This window comes from Mycolicibacterium tusciae (genome assembly GCF_002086795.1).
In the GTDB taxonomy this organism is placed as follows: Bacteria; Actinomycetota; Actinomycetes; order Mycobacteriales; family Mycobacteriaceae; genus Mycobacterium; species Mycobacterium tusciae.
Genome location: NZ_MVIM01000030.1, coordinates 16,087 through 32,495 on the forward strand (window position 1 = coordinate 16,087; position 16,409 = coordinate 32,495).

The window sequence follows — 16,409 nt, forward strand, 5'->3', positions numbered from 1 at the left end:
CACGCGAAGGAGCTTGCTATGGCAGTGATCAACAGCGGATTCGGTAACCGTCGCGGCGCCGGCGACTCACGGTTGCCACCGGGCCAGACGCTCGTCGACGACTGGCCGGTCCTGACGGCCGGCCTGACACCCGATATCGGGGCGCACGAGTGGACGTTCACCATCACGACCGAGACGGGCACCGAGCACGGATGGGATTGGAACGCGCTCCAGAACGTGGGCGTGGAGGACATCGTCACCAACATTCACTGCGTCACCCACTGGTCCAAGCTTGACATGGCCTGGCGCGGGGTCTCTTTGGATCGGCTGTTCGAGGACGTCGAGACCTCCTGCGACTACGTCCTGGTCCGAAGCCACGGCGGTTACACCACCAATCTGCCCCTCGACGATCTGCTCGAAGGCCAGGCGTGGATCGCCACCGAGGCAGAGGGTGAGCCCTTGACTCCTGAGCACGGGGGGCCGGCGCGTCTTCTCGTGCCCCATCTGTACTTCTGGAAGAGCGCCAAGTGGGTCCGCGAGATACGGATGATGCCGAGCGACGAGCCCGGGTTCTGGGAACAGAACGGATACCATCTCCGTGGTGATCCGTGGCGGGAGGAACGCTACTGGTGACGTCTCCGATCCGCGCGAGCTGGCATGTCGGACGCGTCGTCAGCCGCCGTCGAGAGACCGCATCGGCGGTCCGAATCGAGCTGGACGTGCCGACCTGGCCGGGAAACCATGCCGGTTCCCACCTCGACGTCCGCCTCACCGCCCCGGACGGCTATCAGGCGGTCCGGTCCTACTCGGTCGCGTCGCCGGGCGAGACGACACGAGTCATCCTGGCGATCGACGAACTCCCCGCGGGTGAAGTCTCGCCCTACCTCGTGCACCAGCTCGCAGAGGGCGACGAGCTCGAGGTGCACGGCCCACTGGGACGATACTTCGTCTGGATCCCATCAGAACCCGACCGTTCCCCGGTTCAGCTCATCGCCGGTGGATCCGGCGTGGTCCCGCTGTTCGCGATGGCCATGGCACGTGAGCACGAGGCGAACCACGCCGAGTTCCGACTGCTGTACTCGGTCCGGGCGCCCGAGGACGTGCTCTTCGCCGAGGAGCTCTCGGCGCTCTCACAGACCACCATCGACATCGTGCACACACGAAGATGCCCTCCGGGATCACTGCGTCCCCCCGGGCGACTGACTCGAGAGTCGTTGGCCGGTTTTGTCTTTCCCGCCACGGCGGCACCGCGCATCTTCCTCTGCGGCCCTACACCGTTCGTCGAGACGATCGCCGGTTGGCTTCTCCAACTAGGCCATGACCCCGGACGAATACGCACGGAACGCTTCGGAGGCAGTGGATGACCCACCTCGACGGAAACGCGCTTGCCGGACTCTTCGCCGACACTCTCGGCATCGAGATCACCGCCGCCATTGGACGATGCAGAAGCTGTCATCTCGTATTCGAACTGGCGCGCGCCCACGCCTTCGTGACCGCCATCGGGTCGGTCCTGCGATGCGAGCATTGCCAGGGCGTGCTCGCCGTCATAGTCCAAAAGCCGCATGAAGTACTCGTCAACCTCTCGGGGCTGGCACACGTCTCAATCCCAGGGCCATGACCCGAAGTCGCGTCGCTGTCCAGTGCCTATTGGGCAAGAGGGCGGCGATTTGACCAGGCTTCCGAACCGTCGGTGAAGTCTGCCAGCTGTGCGCGGAGTCGAACGCGGCTCCGCGACAGGCGGGACATGACCGTGCCAACTGGAATCCCCAAGAGGATCGCAGTGTCGGCACAGGTGAGATCCTCGACGCCAACGTAGTACAGCACCTTCTGGAAGCCCTCCGGCAGCGATCGGAATGCTTCTTCTATTCGATGGTCGGACAGACCGTCCATGGCTTCGTCTTCTGCCGAACGCTCGAACCGATTCGAACGAGAAGCAAAGCCAGCGATACCGTCATCGGTAATCGCGTCGACGCAAAAGGTTTCTGGACGACGTTGTTTCATCCGGTGGACGCTGATCCATCGGTTGTGCATTATCCGATACAGCCACGCTCTCAGATTGGTGCCAGGCTGGAAACGGTCGAATCCGAGAAATGCGTTCATCATGGTGTCCTGGATCAGATCCTCGGCATCAGCCTCCCGGCGTGTAAGTCGCCGGGCGGTGCAGAGGAGGGCGGCGCGGTACGGCATCGCTTCACGTTCGAACCGCTCGGCCAGTGCCGAGAGTGACTCGGCGGGACACTCGGCTTTGGGCGCAGTTCGAACTGTCGGCGCCGGTTTCGACCGTGCCGCGTCGATGCTCACGTACGACGTCATTTTCGCCTCAGTCCTCTCGTCAGCGGATGTGTGTAGTGCTCGCCCAGTAGGACGAATCGTCGCCGGCAACTCATGGTCAGGCTGTTACGTCGCTGCCAGTGCGCGAACAGCGAATACCGCTGCCTCTAAGGCCATTCCGTTGCTCTTATAGGCGCTGTGCGCTGCACGATCCAGGCCGCCGGGGGAGCAGACTGGGTCGCCGACTGCGCATAGCTGAATCGTCCTGGCCGCGTAGGGATTGCCGATGGTGATGGGCGGTGCGCTGCGTTGGACGAGAGCCAGGAAACCGGCATCTGGTGTGCCGAACAGCGCCACCGCCGCGATGTGGTTGGCCATCGCCGCGGGCATGGGACCGGTGATGCCGGTCGGTAATTCGTAGTCGGCCGGGATCGTGTCGGCGAGGGTGTAGCCGGCCACCGCTGCGCCTTGTGAGTAACCGCCGAGGACGATCTTGGTACTGGGGCAGGTCGCTGCGATGGACTCGACTTTGTTGCGGACGTCGGCGATGCCGTCGGCAGCGTGCTTGAAGTCGAGCGACGCAGGGTAATCCGCCGCATATACGTGGACGGACTTGCCGCTCAGGCGGTCGCTCAAAGCGTCGACGAAGGCTTGCCCGGTCGCACCCACGCCTGGCTGTTCAAACGTCCCGCGAGCGAAAACTATCTGGGCATACGGGCAGGCGAGTTCCGCCTTGGCGAGACCGGTAGCCGAGGTTTGCGGAATGAGCATCGCGACAGCGGAAAGAACAGCGGCGGAGAACCTTCCGCCGGTCCACGGTCGAGTGGCACCGTGCGCAGCGGGACTGATTTTCATGATCGTTCCTTTGCGTAGCAGTCGTGAGGTTCGGGGCGTACCGGCTTGTTGCTGAGAGCATCGATGACGGTTGCAGGCTAGCCATGTCGTGAACTTGAGAGGGCGTGTCTGCTTTCGTCGTGAATCCCCCGTGTTACCAAGCGATGTCGGCATGAACCACCGTGGCGCCTATTTCGGCTCGACCGCCATGCGGAGATCGGACGCTTCCCAATGCGTGTTCACGTCAGCCTTGCATGGATCAGCCGCCTACAGCAATACTGTACTACACAGTACAACTACTGAGTGGCGCGGTTCAGGCCGGCTGACCTCGGCAAAAGGACCCGCCACGACACTTCCGTTCCTGACTCGCTTCGGCGACCCGGGCCATAGACAGGACACTCAACGTGAACGAGATCCCGACGCCCCACAACAACGCCGCACCCTCCTTTGATGGTCTGCGAGCAGTGTTCGTCAACTGCACTTTGAAGAAGTCGCCTGAGCGCAGCCACAGCCAAGGTCTGGCCGATATCAGTAGCGCACTGATGGAAAAGCATGGCGTCGAGGTAGATCAGATTCGCGCCATTGATCATGACATCGCCGCCGGGGTCTACCCGGACATGACAGAGCATGGTTGGGAAACCGATGATTGGCCCGCACTCTACGAACGCATCATCGCCGCCGATATCCTCGTCCTCGTCGGACCGATATGGCTTGGCGACAACAGTTCAGTGATGAAGGCGGTCATCGAACGGCTCTATGGATGCTCGGGATTGCTCAATGACGCTGGGCAATACGCCTATTACGGACGCGTCGCCGGGTGTCTCATCACCGGTAACGAGGACGGTATCAAGCACTGCGCGATGAACCTTCTCTACAGTCTGCAGCACTTGGGCTACGTGATTCCGCCTCAAGCGGATGCGGGGTGGGTGGGCCCTGCAGGGCCGGGTCCCTCCTACCTCGACGAGGGGTCCGGCGGGCCGGACAACGACTTCACCAACCGCAACACCACTTTTATGACCTACAACCTGATGCACATCGCATCGCTACTGCGCACAGCCGGCGGAGTGCCCGCATACGGCAATCAACGCGCCGAGTGGGATGCCGGTTCACGATTCGGATTTGCCAACCCCGAGTACCGGTGACTGCGGGCCCCATATAGGGCATCGAAACCTACTTGCAGACGCCTCGCATGCGGTGAATCGAAGGGAAGGCCCCTCGCTAGCGGCGGCGCTTGCGTATCTATCCCGCTTGTTGGTGAGTATCCGAGGCTGGCCCCGACGGAAGGCCAGGAGTTCAAGAATCCGACCGAGAACCTCAAGGGCTCACAGGTGGGAAAGACGAGCCCTGCAGCGTGCCGCTTGCCACCATCGCCGGCCTGACCGGACTCGGCTTTGACACCCTGGCTCCCGGTGGCCGATCGCTGACGAGCGCGCCCGAGACGGCTATGTCAACTCGAATTGGCGCCGATCGAGGGACTCTCCGATCTTGGTTGCGCCACGGCCTAATCCCTCAGCCCCGCATCGGGAATCCGGATCCAATCGGCGCTGCCGCGTTCATATCTGGAGAAACCTCGTAGCCGGACACATCTAGGCCTCCGATGTGGTGATGGAATCGCGGGAATGTGGCGGTGGGCGCCGTCAGGGAGGGAGATCGAGCACATTGGATGTGTGGTGCGCCCAGCGGCGGCGGGACGATTCCTCCCGAATTCGCGGCGCTCGCTGCAGCAGACCCCCAGACTGTCGGGCTCATCATTGCCGACATCGAACCGCACTCGCGACCGTTCGATCTGCGCGGCTGGGATGCACGCATGAAAGCGGTGGTGAGTGGGGAATACGCCTCGTTGTTCGGGCTGGGCGAGCCATTAGCGCCGGGCACGAAGTGGCGCGTTGTCCACGGTGGCTCCCTGGTTTAGGGCACCGCGCCGATGACTGGCACCACCGTACCGTTTCCAACTTCTGCCACTTGGATGACCACAATCGCTGCGCCATCTCCGTGACTGAATGACAACGACGCAGGTAGGAGTGGCGACAATCGCCATCCACTTTGACGATCGACATCTATTGTCGCCGGGCCTGGCCCCGGCGGTTGCGGTTCTGTTGACCCCGTTGTTGTTCCGGGTATTCAAACGCGCGGGCAGGACCAGCCGACTGGCGGCGAGGCCCCGAAAGTCACCAACGCCAACGAGGCACGCCGGCAATGCGTGTGTTGAGCCGACGTGCTCGTTGCGGACCGTCAGCCAAGGCAGGAGAAGCCCGAAGAAATGAAAAGAGTGGTTCGGCTCGGGTCTTCTAGACATGACGTGCTCTGCTGGTAGCGACGGTTGTGGCTGTGGCGACCAGGGCGCCGATCATTGCGAAGATGATCTGGCTGGTCTGGGTGGTCGCGACGACGGCGAATACGAATGGCTGGATGAATCCGATGTAGGTGAAGGAGAAATAGGCGGCGTTCAGACGTGCACGGTCTTTTGAATGGCCGAGCGTTTCGATCTGACGTAGCCCTGCAACGAGGATGACGCCGTATGCCGATCCCAAGATCACCGCCACTGGAAGCAGCAGGGCGCTGATCTGAACGGCGAATGCGGTGGCGGCGAGAAGCATTCCAAACACTGCGAGGCTGAGCCCAGCCGGCATAGCGGCGCCTTGTTTCCATCGCTCGATTCGCTGCGCAAGCGGCTGCACCAGTGCACCGGAGCCCATGGTGATGCCGGTGATGACTCCAGCACTCGCGGTGCTGAAACCTGGCACGTGAATGACGGAGGGCGCGATGGCGAAGCTCATGGTTGCTGCGCCGAACACCCATGGCGCCGTGAATGGGATGGTCCGTATGAACGCTGCAGACCTGACCGTCTCCCAGAACGTTTCTTTCGGGGCGGTGTCTGGTCTGTCAGAAGGCCGCTCTGTCGTGCCCAGATGCTCCGCCACCTTCGTAGGCGCTCCGTGGTCGAAAGAAGGATCGGGCGTTCGCCACAGCAGTGCGGCCGCAACTATCGAGACAAGAAAATGAACCGAGTAAGGCGAGGCCTCAGGCCATGGAGCCCACTGTGCGACGACACCTGCAACGAGCGGCCCCCCTCCGAATCCGACGGAAAGCGCCACCGTGACGCGCTTCGGAGCGGCGGCCCTGTCATCGTCTGAAAGCTCAGTTACCCATGCAGATCCCGGCCCGAGGGCAGCGCCAGCGGCAGCACCAGACATGAGTCGACCGAGCAGCAGCAGCCAGTGTTCCTGCGGACTGAAGCAGAGCACTACCGACGCTGCAGCGGACAACACAACGGCGATTCGGACGAGCCAGCGTCGACCGATGCGGTCCGCGACCTCAGCAGCAATGAAGAGTGCGGGGATGAGACCCACGATGTAGATAGCGAACGCTAACGAGATCTGCGAGGCGGAGAGACCAGTCGTCTCCCGGTAAACCGGAAGTAGTGCAGCGAATTGATTTGCGCCCCAACCCACAACCGCAAGGCCCGCAGCAGCGCGAGACCATCCTGGCAGTCGAGCCGACATCGCACCCGTCCTAAATAACCGGATATGAGGTTACTATTGAAGCATGAACTCGGTGAACCGCACCAGCACCGCCCTGCGGGAACTCCGCTACGACGCCGGTTCCCTCGTGTTGAATCTCGCCGCGACGGTCGGACGGCGTGGTGCAGGCAAGACCCATCGGGTGGAGCGTCTAGCCGATATCGAGGCGCTCGTGCGGTGGTGTGCCGGCGTCGGCATCGACATTGCTGCCGATGTGGATTGGGATAGCTTGCTCACTGAGTTGCGCGATCTTCGCGAGGCCTCGTGGGAGGTGCTGACTGCGTACCTTCATCACAAACCTGTCGGCCTTTCGACAGTTCAGCGGATCGAGGCGTGGGCGCGTGCAGACGTTCCCTTGCCGCGTCTTGTCAGCGGCCGTCATGGGCCGCAAGCGCACATGGCGGCGCTCGACCAGGCTGCCGTTTGTGCCAGCGTTACCCGCGACCTTCTCGCCCTCCTCTCAGACTCTGAGAGAAGGAATCACCTTCGCGAATGCGCGAGTGACGACTGCCGGATGATCTACCTTCTCGCACCCGGCGCACGCCAGCGGCGTTGGTGTTCCATGAGTCGGTGCGGCAATCGCGCGAAGGCGGCAGCGCATCGCGCTCGCCGGTCCGAGACGACAGCGTCACCATAAGCCGATCGCCGAGGGTGCGTATACGTCGTCACACTCACATCGTGTCACGCGCATTTCTGACGGCAGTGAGGGCTCTCAGCCAGTCGTGGCCGGCAGGCAGCGGCGCACGTGTGTGGCAGTAGCGCTGCTGTAGTGCGGTGGCGGCTGCGTGGTCGTCGGGTATGAACCCGTGGTCGGTGAGGGCAGCGTTGATGTCGGTGGTGGTGTACCCGGTGCGGTACGGCTCGCCGTTGGAAGCGACTGTCTTGGCTACTCGCTGTGCGCTTGGTGAGGTGGTGCTGCCGGAGATGACGTCGGGATCGATGTAGTCGAGCACGATGGTGCTGCCCGGTGCGCACACGGTGGCCATGTCGGTCAGTGTGGCGGTGATCGCGTCTTTGCTGAGGAACATCGTGACTCCGATCCAGGCGACCACGCAGCGGCGGGCGGGATCGAACCTACCGGCTTTGAGGCGCTCGGGCAGTCGGTCCTTCTCGAAATCACATGGCACCCAGTTGATCGCGGACTGCTTTTCGCCGACTAGGAGTGTGTCTGTGGTGCAGCGTTTGTCGTGTTGGGTGGAGGGCACGTCAACTTCGAAGAAGGTCGCGCCGGCACGTTGGTGACGCAGACTCGTGGTGTCGAAACCGGCACCGAGCAGGACGATCTGGTCGATTCCGTCAGCGAAGGCCCGGTCGAGCACGTCATCGAGGTAGCGGACTCGGAGCACGACGAAGTCGTTGGGCAGTCCAGCTGGCGCGGTGATCCACACGCCGTCGACCATCAGTGGTCCGGGCGCTCGGCTGGCCGAGTAACCGCAGCGAGCGGGGCAACCTCATATCGCGAGGGTAACCGGACAGGAAATCAAAAGCCGGGATCGGTATACGGAACAGCTCCACAGGGCACCGGTCGACCCGACCCGAAGCGTTCAAACGCGTTGAAAGCAAACGATAGAGCGCGAGCGTGCGACTATCGCCCATCCATGATAGCGATCGCACCGGCCGCGGATGAGGGACGTCCCTCTACACCGATGCTGGGAAGCTCTCGGATGCGTTCTCTATACGGCGGTGCGCCCGCCGTCGACAGGTATGACCGCGCCGTGGACGAAGCTGGCTTGATCGCTGGCCAAATAAGCGACAGCTTCGGCGATCTCGGTTGGAGCTGCCACGCGGCGTGCCGGGGTGTGGCGCATCATCGCCGCCAGCCCGTCCTCCCCGAACTGCATAAGCGCGTTGTCCGTCGCGGTCGGGCCGGGGGCGACCGCATTCACGCGCACACCGCGCGGACCGTACTCGGCCGCCCAGGACTTCGTCAGCAGGTTCAGCGCGGCCTTGCTCGCCGCATACACCGCTGAACCGGCCGTTCCGAAGGAAGCGACCATGGTCGAGACGTTCACGATCACTCCGTGACCGCGTTCGGCCATCTGTGGCGCCAAGGCGCCAACCAAGTAGAACGGTGCCTTGACGTTGACCGCGAAGCACGCATCGAAATCGGCTTCGTCGATCGCAGCGGTGGTGCCGAACACACCGATCGCCGCGTTGTTGACCAGAATGTCGACCCGCCCGGCCACTTCGTTCGCCTCGGCTGCCAAGCGCTGAGCACTGGAGGCGTCGACGAGCGCCGCACCCACGAAATCCGCGGCCCCGCCCGCCGAACGCACCGCATTCACCACCGCCTGACCACTCTCTACGTCGCGGCCACTCACCAGCACGTGAGCACCCCGTGACGCGAGCATCAACGCCGTCGCTTCACCGATACCCCGGGTCGCCCCCGTCACCAACGCGATCCCACTCACTGCAGACATGAACTGAGCTTAGAGATGACCTGAGAATGTTGGTGACCTCGTTGTCGGTGAGGACTCGAACGACCCGTTCAACTCCGGCTCATGGTCCATGGAGCTGATATGAGAACTCCGCTCGACACTGCCCACCGCCCAATCCCCGAACGCGCAGCATGGGTACTCCATTCCTCACTGGCCGAACCCCACTCGGACTCTTCCCGCGGAACAGGTTGCGCGGCATCCGTACCGAGCGCTTGCTGGGTGTCGCTTCGCGGCTTGATGCGCCATCATTGATAAGGGTTTGGGGGTGATGAGATAGGGAAGGACACACCGGTGACTCGGTGGACAGCAACAGCCTCCTGTACGACAGCCCGTTTGACCGAACGCGCGGTTGCAGACCTTGATAGGTCTGTCACCTACGATGCCGAGGCCCAGGTTCTGAGCGCAGTGTTCGAAGTGAAGGCACCGACGCTGCGCCAGGCCACCACATTGGCGCTGCGGCTGGCCCGTCCGCTGCTACGCGAGAAGCCCTCTGCAATTGCGGTGCAACCCACTGAGCAACATCAAGCACTGCTCGCACACCCGCCAGAGATGGATCTTCTGAGTGTCGGTGATGCTGCCCAAGTACTGGGTGTTTCGGCTACCCGAGTCATCCAGTTGCTGCAGAAAACACCCGGTTTCCCTGCGCCCGTCGCCAAGCCGCGCAGCGGACCCATCTGGACAAGGGCCAGCATCGAGGCTTTCAGGACACGACGGGAGAACCATCCGCTTGCTGCTGGCCGCCCTCGCAAACACGCCTGAGAGTGAAGCGACTATCGACACAGACTCTGTCGTCGAGATGTCGATCAGCGGATCTGGCGGCTCAGTGCGTTGACCAGTGCCGTATTCAGGTAAGCGGTGGCCGCGTACCCGGGTACGCGTAGCGCGTCGATCGCCGCGGTGTCATCGACAATGATTGTGGCGCCGCGGAATTTGGTGAACGGGTCGGGCAGCCCGTTGTAGCTGCCGCCACCAGCTGCGGAGTCCGTGCGTGCCACGATCCGTACGTCGGTAGGGATCGTGTTGAGTTGCTCAGGGTCGGCGACGGCAGCGATATCTGATCCGTCCGCGGACGCGGTGATCGCCGGCTTGTCCAGGTATCGGAACCCCAGACCTTGCAGGTACTGCGCCGCAGCTGAATTCGGCGTGGCGACACTGATTCCGTCATCGGCGACGAACACGACCTCGACGCTCTTACCGTCGAACACCGGATGCTCGGTGCGCAGCTTGGCTTGGGATTCTGCAGCCTCGTCGATGAGCTGCTGAGCCTGTTCAGTGCGGTCCAGGATGCGGCCTACCCATTGCAGCTGTGTCTGCCAGCTCCATTCGTTGGCGTTGGGGGCGCGGGTGATGGTGGTCGCGACCTCGGCCAGGGAGCGGTAGGTTGCTGCGTCGATGTCGCCGGTGTCGATGATCAGATCAGGCTTGGCCGCCGCGATTTGGGCAGGGTCAGCACTGGTGAGCACTTGGGTGTCGCCGGTGATGAGGTCTTTCTCCCAGCTGGGCAGGCCGGCGGGGGGTGCGACGATGGCGGCGGGTTGCACGCCCAGCGACAGCACCGCGTCCCCGTCGCCGGGGCCGGCGGCCACAATGGATGTCGGTGGGGCGGTCAGGGTGGCTTCACCGTGGGCGTGGACAAGTGTCTGTGCCGCGTAGGCGGGGGTGTCCTCGCGGGTGAACATCCAGGTTCCGACCCCGCCGCTGACCACGACGGCGGCGGCGACGCCCGCGGCGGCCAGCGCGGTCCTGCGGCTGCGCGGTTTTCGCGTCGAAGAGAGGTGCATCGGGGCGGCGGGTCCGGGGCCGGTGGGCCACCCGGTCGCGGGGGTCGGCCCGGTGGACCATCCCGGCCCGGGCGGATACGGGCCTGTGCCGGTGTGTGGCCCGCTCCAGTGCGGCGGACTGTTCTCCGGACCCCACGGTGGGCGCTGTGCGGGTGAGGGCGCCGGGGTGATGCGTACCTCGGCGGTGGTCTCATCGAGTGCCGCGGCGGCAGCGCGGGCCAGATCCCCGGCGCTCTGGTAGCGGTGGATGGGCTCTTTGGCCATGGCGCGAGCGATCACAGTGTCCATCGTGGCCGGAAGGTTGGCCACCACGTCGGTGGGCCGCGGCGGGGGTGACATCAGGTGCGCGGCAGCCACGGCGGCCATGCCACCGGAGCTGCTGAACGGTGATGTGCCGGTGAGCATCCGGTACAGAGAGCAGCCCAGGGAGTAGACATCGGCGCGGTGGTCGGCGGGTTCGCCGGCCAGTGTCTCGGGTGCCGCGTAGGCGATGGTGGCCATCACGGTGCCGGTCTGGGTGAGGTTGACCGCGTCGTCGAGGGCGCGCGCGATACCGAAGTCGGCTAGAAAGATCCGCTCATCGTCGGTGGAGAGTAGGAAGTTGGCCGGTTTGATGTCGCGGTGCAGCAGGTTTCGGCGGTGCGCGTAGTCCAGGGCTTTGGCGACTTCACCGGTGATGTGCACGGCGCGTTGCGGGGTCATGCGTCCGGCGGCCAGTTCGCGTTCGGCGTCGCTGCCGGCGACGTACTGCATGGCGATCCACAGTTGGCCGTCGGTTTCACCGCGGTTGAGCACGGCGACGATGTTGGGGTGATCCAGGGTGGCGGCCAGTTCGGCTTCGCGTTCGAAACGTGCGCGGAAGTGCTCGTCGCGGGACAGTTCCGCGGAGAGCACTTTGAGGGCATCGCTGCGCGGCAGCACGGGGTGTCGTGCTCGGTAAACGGTGCCCATGCCCCCGGAACCGAGAACGTCCTCGACGATGTAGCCGCCGATGTTTGACCCTGCGGGGAGAACCACTAGTGCATCACCTACTGTCCAGCCAGAATTCGGTATTGAGCGGCCATCTGCTGACGTACATCGACTGCGGTGTCGGAGAACGCGGTGTAGGCGTAGCGATCGACGGTGGCGACGCATTTGTATTGCCAGACCACCCGCTGCCAGGTGCTCGGCGAGGTGCCGGGTAGGCCGCCTTCGGTGCGCTGGAAGCATGTCGCCCCTGGCAGGCCGGGCACCCCATCGACCTCGCGCACCGACGGCAGATTCTCGATCTGCTCGTCTAAGCCTTTGGCCACCCGTAGCGCACCGTCGGCGTTGGCAGCCTGGTAGACGGTGCTCAGGCGTTGGCCGACGATGTCCACACCGGCGGTATTGAACAGCGAGTTCGCCTGCAGCGGGTCAAGCTCAAAGTGAAGCCAGGCAAAGGAATTCCACACGCCGATGATGAACGGGGCGCGCCCGTCAGGTGCGATGAGTGTGCGCGCCAGTAGCTGGCCGCTGGGATCCAGCGGCAAGTCGCGCATCGCGGCCGGCGGGGTCGGGGAGAATTCGTCGATCCGGCGTTTCTGGATGATGAGAGCGCCGTCGACCAGGTTGGCCGCGCTTTTGCCCAGGAAGGCCTGGGATGCCTGCCCCTCCTGGTAGAGCAGATAGGGTCCATGCGCGGTGAAGCTGACCACCTTCTTGAGGCCGTCGGGGAGCGTGTAGGCCACCGCGCGGGCTTCGGGGGTGCTGTTCACCGTGACCGGCTCCGCCGGTGGCTGGTCCGGACGGGAGGATTCCACGGCGGCCATCTCGGTGGCGGCGGCGTCGGCGGCGGCGGGATCGGGGAACCGCAGGACGAGGTTGTGCAGGCCGCGGTTTTGGCCGGTCTGCTCCGGCGACAGTCGTATTGTGCTGAACCCGTTCATGAATCGGTGCTTGTCTGCCACCGCGATCAGGTCGTCTTTGAGCACTTCGTTGTCGCGCATGAGTTTGATCGACGGAACCGGGCCGATCATGCCCAATCCTATCGCGCCAGGCATTCTCGTCAGCTCAGCGTCAACTTCCCACGGGCCCACCACGAACTCGGCCATGCGCTGGGATTCCAACAGATTTGCACCGTCAACGTCGTCCCCGGCTGAACCGAATGGCCTACCGGAGGCGGTGTCATACGGACCGGTGTCCATCAGGGCGACGTTGGCCCCGGACTCCGGGCCGGCGGTGGCCGTTTTCGGGGTTCCGGTCGTGGCCGAGGAGCATCCGGTGATCAGCGCGGCACACGCACCGATGACAGCCGCTATCTTCGCGGCGGTGGCCGGTGTTTGCACGAGGCTAATTCCTAGCATGGCGTGAGCCTTCCAGGTTGTGAGGGCGACTGTTTCGGTGACCGGAAGGTGGCGGTGGCTGGTGTCAACGGACGAGCCTGGGGGGTGAGGTGGTGATGTCTGCCTTTTCCTGGAATACCAGCAGTTGGGTGTCGCTGACTGTCTGGCCGTCGGTGGTCTGAAAGGTCACCGGAATGCTGGCATTGCCGCTGACCGAGACCGACAGGTCCGCAGAGTGCAAGGTGAACGACGGTGTGTCGATGTCAGCGCGGCCCCACGTCACGGTGCCGTCGACGGCGGTAGTGCTGTTCAGCTGCGCCGGGCAGTCCGGGGGAGCGATGAGGTTGGACTTTTCGCATCGCGCGAACGACTCCCGCACGGCCGCGGTGATGGCATCGGCGCCCTTGCTGCTGAGGTCGGCGTCGGCACTGATGAGGAACTCGCTCGACAGTAGGTAATTTCTGAACAGCGGGTACTTAATGCTTGTGAGCTCGATGTACTCGTTGGAGCTTGCAAGATCCAAGTACCCGGGGAACGCGTAGAACGACTGGCCTGGGCTCAGTTTCTTGCCGAAGACCGTGAGCGTGGCGTCCACCGCAGATGAATGGAGTGCGTACTCGTTGGCAACGTGATCGATCCACCATCCTCCCTGCAGACTCCGGGTCAGGCCGATCGTCTCGGAGTGAGTCTTGTCGCCGAACTTCGCCGAGATTGGCACATAGAGCTTCGCGGCGGTTTGCTCATCACCTTTGATTTCGCCGATGTGAATGTCAGAGATCGGCCACTGCGCGATCTGCTTGCCCAGCACCTCATCGGTGAGGAATTCGTTGTCGGCGAACGGAGTTTTGCTGTAGGACAGTGCTTTCGCGGCGTCCCCGCGGCGCAGAGCTTCGAGGTAGTCGGTGACTGTCTGCGCGGCCGACGGCGCGGTCGCTGCGCTTGCAGACTGTGTGTTCTGCGCGGTGCCCGACGGCTGGGTGCCCGCGGGGCCTTCACTGTCAACGCTGGAGACCCGCATGTAGGCGACGACGCCGCCGATAAGGACCACCACGGCGGCCAGTGCCATCAGTAGTCGACCGCGACCACGCTTGGCTGAGGGCACATCGGGCTGCTGGCGCGGATACCCCGCCTGGGGGCCTGGCTGCTGACCGATCCACGGGTTGTGGCCTGCCGAGGGCGGCTGACTGCCCCCAACATTGGCGGATGCAGATCCCGGGCGCTCGAACCTTGGCACCGCGCGTGTGGCGGCATCAGGGTCGCCCCAACCAGGCTCATGCGGCGTATTGCCGTGACTGCCAGGCCAGTTGGCCATTACGGATACCTCCCTTGCTGCATGTGGGGCGACAGCGGGCAACGCCGGGCTCACGCCCGCGCCAGCTCATCGACCGATGGTGGGCGGCGAGGTTGTGACGTCCACGGTGTTGAACACGATGCTCTCGGCAGTCCCGGAATCCGTTCCGCCGTCTCGCAGTTGGTATGACACCGGGATGGTGACGTTTCCGGTGACGCGCACGGTCATGTCGTACTCGCTCAACTCGCTGAGGCTGAGTTGGCTGAGGTCGGCTTTGCCCCAGGTGACGGTGCCGTCGAGCGCGCGGTAGTTGTTGAGTTTGACCGGGCACCCCGGAGGGTCCAGCAGATTGGACTTCTCGCAGACAGCGAAAGCGTCGGCCATCGTGGCGGACACCGCTTCGACACCGTCGTCGTTGAGCGTGTATGTCGGCGCGAAGGAGAGGTATCCGCCGGTCAGTAGCGGGGACTCTGCTGCGACGTCGATGTACTCGTTGGAACTGCCCACGTCAACGAAACCGGGGAACACGTAGAAGGATTCACCCTTTTTGAATTCCTTGCCGAAGATGGTGAGTGTCTCATCGGCGGCGGAGGGGCTGGTGATCTCGATCTTGTTGATCGCTTCATCAATCTTCCAGGTCTCCTCGACCTTGGACAGCCGCACGGTGGAATCGGAGAGCTGCTCGCCGAACTTCACCGCGACCTTCACCGAGCCCATCCCGATGCCGGCCAGCTCCTCGCCGCCGTCGAGGATGCGGATATCAGAGATGGGCATCTTGGCGATCTGCTGGGCGAGGATGTCGTTGGTGAGCAGATCGGCGTTGGCGGGTTCACTCTTGCTGTAGGACAGCGCTTTCTCCGCGTCGCCGCTACTGAGTGCTTCCAGGTAGGCGGTGACGGTCTCTGAAGCCGACAGGTCACCACCACCCGCGTCGCCGGTGAATCGTGGTACCACCACGAACGCGGCGACGAGCGCAATCACAACGGCACCGGCGATGATGAAGAGCTTTCGCCGGTTGCGGCTAGGTCCGGCCGGCGGAGCGCCGGGGGCTGTGTTGGTCCACCCGGTCGCCTGCGGTTGCGCAGCGGGCCAGCCCGGGGCGGGGGCACCTGGCCCGGATGACTGGGGCGGGGCGGCCCACGGCTGCGGCTGCTGGGGCGGCGGTGTGCTCCACGAACTGTGTGGGGCAGGCTGCTGCTGTCCCCAACCTGCGACCGGTGGCGGCTGCTGTGGGGCGGGGCGCTGAAACTGGGGAGTCGCGACGGTCGGATCGTCGGGATCCGGCCACCCGCCGCGGGGGTTCTGATTGTTCACGTTGTTCTCCTTTGGAGCTGTCGGCGGGTGCAGCGTTGATGATCGTTACTGCACCGCAAGCCGGTTGGTCGCGCTGCGCGCGGGCGGTGGTGGTGTCGTGGCCGGGTCGGGGCGTCGGTCAACGGACCTTGTCGGCGATGGCACGGGTGATCGAGTATCCGGCGCTGCCGACGGTCGGTGAGCAGACCCGGACATCGACGATGACGTTGCCGCGCAACGCCATACCGCGTTCGCACTGTTGTCCGGGAACCGGCGAGGTGGTGGGCACCAGCATCAGGGTGTTGATGTCGCCGATCGGGCGTGGTGTCTTGATGTCAATCTCGGTGGAGGCGCCCTGAAAACTGAACACCGCGTGGGTGTTCTGGCAGGCGTTCCAGTCTCCGATTAGCTTGTCGTAGATGCGCTGAGCCGCCGCGGGGTCGGGGAAGGCCAGCACCGACTGGGCGATGCGGTGTGCCTGGCCCTGGGCGAGAACCCCGATGGCCATCCCGGTGAAGCCGGTCCCGTCGTAGGTGGCGCGGTAACCGGGACCCCACGCGCCGGTGCAGTGCGGTGGCTGCACATCACCGCCGAGGGGCTGGCTTTCCACCGGGCCCACGGGGGCTGCGCCGGCGATATTGAGTTGCTTGTCGATCTCGGCGCCCGGCAGCAGCAGTGGGGCAAGCGCATCGGGAGCA

Annotated in this window: 16 protein-coding genes; 6 read left to right on the forward strand and 10 right to left on the reverse strand. The window is 64.1% G+C overall.

Annotated elements, in window-relative coordinates; all coding sequences use genetic code 11:
- The first annotated feature begins 18 nt into the window (after window positions 1–18).
- Genes BST47_RS29055 through BST47_RS29065 form a run of 3 tightly spaced genes read left to right on the forward strand, consistent with a single transcriptional unit; the run spans window position 19 to window position 1,597 of the window.
- Window positions 19–612, forward strand: coding sequence for a molybdopterin-dependent oxidoreductase (locus tag BST47_RS29055; protein ID WP_033717461.1), 594 nt, complete (start codon window positions 19–21; stop codon window positions 610–612).
- Window positions 609–1,343: an FAD-binding oxidoreductase gene (locus BST47_RS29060; protein WP_046190085.1), complete on the forward strand. Its 735-nt coding sequence runs from the start codon at window positions 609–611 to the stop codon at window positions 1,341–1,343. Before BST47_RS29055 ends, BST47_RS29060 begins: the two co-directional genes overlap by 4 nt.
- A complete protein-coding gene (locus tag BST47_RS29065) occupies window positions 1,340–1,597 on the forward strand; it encodes a DUF6510 family protein (RefSeq protein ID WP_046190084.1) in 258 nt (85 codons plus the stop codon). The genes BST47_RS29060 and BST47_RS29065 overlap by 4 nt, the downstream gene beginning before the upstream one ends.
- 26 nt (window positions 1,598–1,623) lie before the next feature.
- Here BST47_RS29065 and BST47_RS29070 read toward each other — a convergent pair whose 3' ends face one another.
- On the reverse strand, window positions 1,624–2,280 hold the full coding sequence (locus BST47_RS29070) for a sigma-70 family RNA polymerase sigma factor (protein ID WP_225345695.1): 657 nt from the start codon (window positions 2,278–2,280) through the stop codon (window positions 1,624–1,626).
- Window positions 2,281–2,376: 96 nt separating this feature from the next.
- Window positions 2,377–3,105, reverse strand: coding sequence for a cutinase family protein (locus BST47_RS29075; RefSeq protein WP_046190083.1), 729 nt, complete (start codon window positions 3,103–3,105; stop codon window positions 2,377–2,379).
- 392 nt (window positions 3,106–3,497) lie between these two features.
- Here BST47_RS29075 and BST47_RS29080 point away from each other — a divergent pair, with 392 nt between their 5' ends.
- The gene (locus BST47_RS29080) at window positions 3,498–4,226 is read left to right on the forward strand and encodes a flavodoxin family protein (RefSeq protein WP_046190098.1); all 729 of its coding nucleotides are present in this window, start codon (window positions 3,498–3,500) and stop codon (window positions 4,224–4,226) included.
- Between the two features lie 1,146 nt (window positions 4,227–5,372).
- On the opposite strand, the gene BST47_RS29090 is transcribed toward BST47_RS29080, so the two are convergent.
- Complete coding sequence (locus BST47_RS29090) at window positions 5,373–6,587, reverse strand: MFS transporter (protein WP_064961216.1); 1,215 nt, start codon at window positions 6,585–6,587, stop codon at window positions 5,373–5,375.
- A 43-nt stretch (window positions 6,588–6,630) separates the two neighbouring features.
- On the opposite strand from BST47_RS29090, the gene BST47_RS29095 reads away from it, so the two are divergent.
- On the forward strand, window positions 6,631–7,242 hold the full coding sequence (locus BST47_RS29095; RefSeq protein ID WP_046190081.1) for a CGNR zinc finger domain-containing protein: 612 nt from the start codon (window positions 6,631–6,633) through the stop codon (window positions 7,240–7,242).
- 34 nt (window positions 7,243–7,276) lie between these two features.
- Here the strand turns inward: BST47_RS29095 and BST47_RS29100 are convergent, their stop codons facing one another.
- Together BST47_RS29100 and BST47_RS29105 are read right to left on the reverse strand one after the other, a co-directional pair.
- Entirely contained in the window at window positions 7,277–8,005 is a 729-nt protein-coding gene (locus BST47_RS29100) for a class I SAM-dependent methyltransferase (RefSeq protein WP_046190080.1), read from the reverse strand.
- Between the two features lie 273 nt (window positions 8,006–8,278).
- Window positions 8,279–9,025, reverse strand: a complete 747-nt coding sequence (locus BST47_RS29105; RefSeq protein ID WP_107529121.1) for an SDR family NAD(P)-dependent oxidoreductase — start codon at window positions 9,023–9,025, stop codon at window positions 8,279–8,281.
- A 351-nt stretch (window positions 9,026–9,376) separates the two neighbouring features.
- On the opposite strand from BST47_RS29105, the gene BST47_RS30550 reads away from it, so the two are divergent.
- Window positions 9,377–9,802: a hypothetical protein gene (locus BST47_RS30550; RefSeq protein ID WP_057969518.1), complete on the forward strand. Its 426-nt coding sequence runs from the start codon at window positions 9,377–9,379 to the stop codon at window positions 9,800–9,802.
- Between the two features lie 44 nt (window positions 9,803–9,846).
- Here BST47_RS30550 and BST47_RS29115 read toward each other — a convergent pair whose 3' ends face one another.
- The 5 genes from BST47_RS29115 to BST47_RS29135 all read right to left on the reverse strand — a co-directional run.
- The gene (locus BST47_RS29115; RefSeq protein ID WP_046189491.1) at window positions 9,847–11,841 is read right to left on the reverse strand and encodes a serine/threonine-protein kinase; all 1,995 of its coding nucleotides are present in this window, start codon (window positions 11,839–11,841) and stop codon (window positions 9,847–9,849) included.
- Between the two features lie 11 nt (window positions 11,842–11,852).
- Complete coding sequence (locus BST47_RS29120) at window positions 11,853–13,148, reverse strand: DUF7373 family lipoprotein (protein WP_057969517.1); 1,296 nt, start codon at window positions 13,146–13,148, stop codon at window positions 11,853–11,855.
- 64 nt (window positions 13,149–13,212) lie between these two features.
- Window positions 13,213–14,193 carry a DUF4878 domain-containing protein gene (locus BST47_RS29125; RefSeq protein ID WP_046189489.1) on the reverse strand — a complete coding sequence of 327 codons (981 nt, stop codon included), beginning with the start codon at window positions 14,191–14,193 and terminating at the stop codon, window positions 13,213–13,215.
- Window positions 14,194–14,505: 312 nt separating this feature from the next.
- Window positions 14,506–15,732 (reverse strand): DUF4878 domain-containing protein, encoded by a 1,227-nt coding sequence (locus BST47_RS29130; protein ID WP_057970253.1) that lies wholly within the window; start codon window positions 15,730–15,732, stop codon window positions 14,506–14,508.
- Window positions 15,733–15,850: 118 nt separating this feature from the next.
- A partial coding sequence (locus BST47_RS29135) for a sensor domain-containing protein (RefSeq protein WP_133056254.1) occupies window positions 15,851–16,409 on the reverse strand: 559 nt, incomplete at its 5' end.

Coding starts and splice junctions, on each gene's coding strand:
- BST47_RS29100 (WP_046190080.1), bottom strand. CDS start 8,005: ATGGTCGACGGCGTGTGGATCACCGCGCCAGCTGGACTGCCCAACGAC.
- BST47_RS29055 (WP_033717461.1), top strand. CDS start 19: ATGGCAGTGATCAACAGCGGATTCGGTAACCGTCGCGGCGCCGGCGAC.
- BST47_RS29125 (WP_046189489.1), bottom strand. CDS start 14,193: ATGGCACTGGCCGCCGTGGTGGTCCTTATCGGCGGCGTCGTCGCCTAC.
- BST47_RS29120 (WP_057969517.1), bottom strand. CDS start 13,148: ATGCTAGGAATTAGCCTCGTGCAAACACCGGCCACCGCCGCGAAGATA.
- BST47_RS29090 (WP_064961216.1), bottom strand. CDS start 6,587: ATGTCGGCTCGACTGCCAGGATGGTCTCGCGCTGCTGCGGGCCTTGCG.
- BST47_RS29095 (WP_046190081.1), top strand. CDS start 6,631: ATGAACTCGGTGAACCGCACCAGCACCGCCCTGCGGGAACTCCGCTAC.
- BST47_RS29105 (WP_107529121.1), bottom strand. CDS start 9,025: ATGTCTGCAGTGAGTGGGATCGCGTTGGTGACGGGGGCGACCCGGGGT.
- BST47_RS29065 (WP_046190084.1), top strand. CDS start 1,340: ATGACCCACCTCGACGGAAACGCGCTTGCCGGACTCTTCGCCGACACT.
- BST47_RS29075 (WP_046190083.1), bottom strand. CDS start 3,105: ATGAAAATCAGTCCCGCTGCGCACGGTGCCACTCGACCGTGGACCGGC.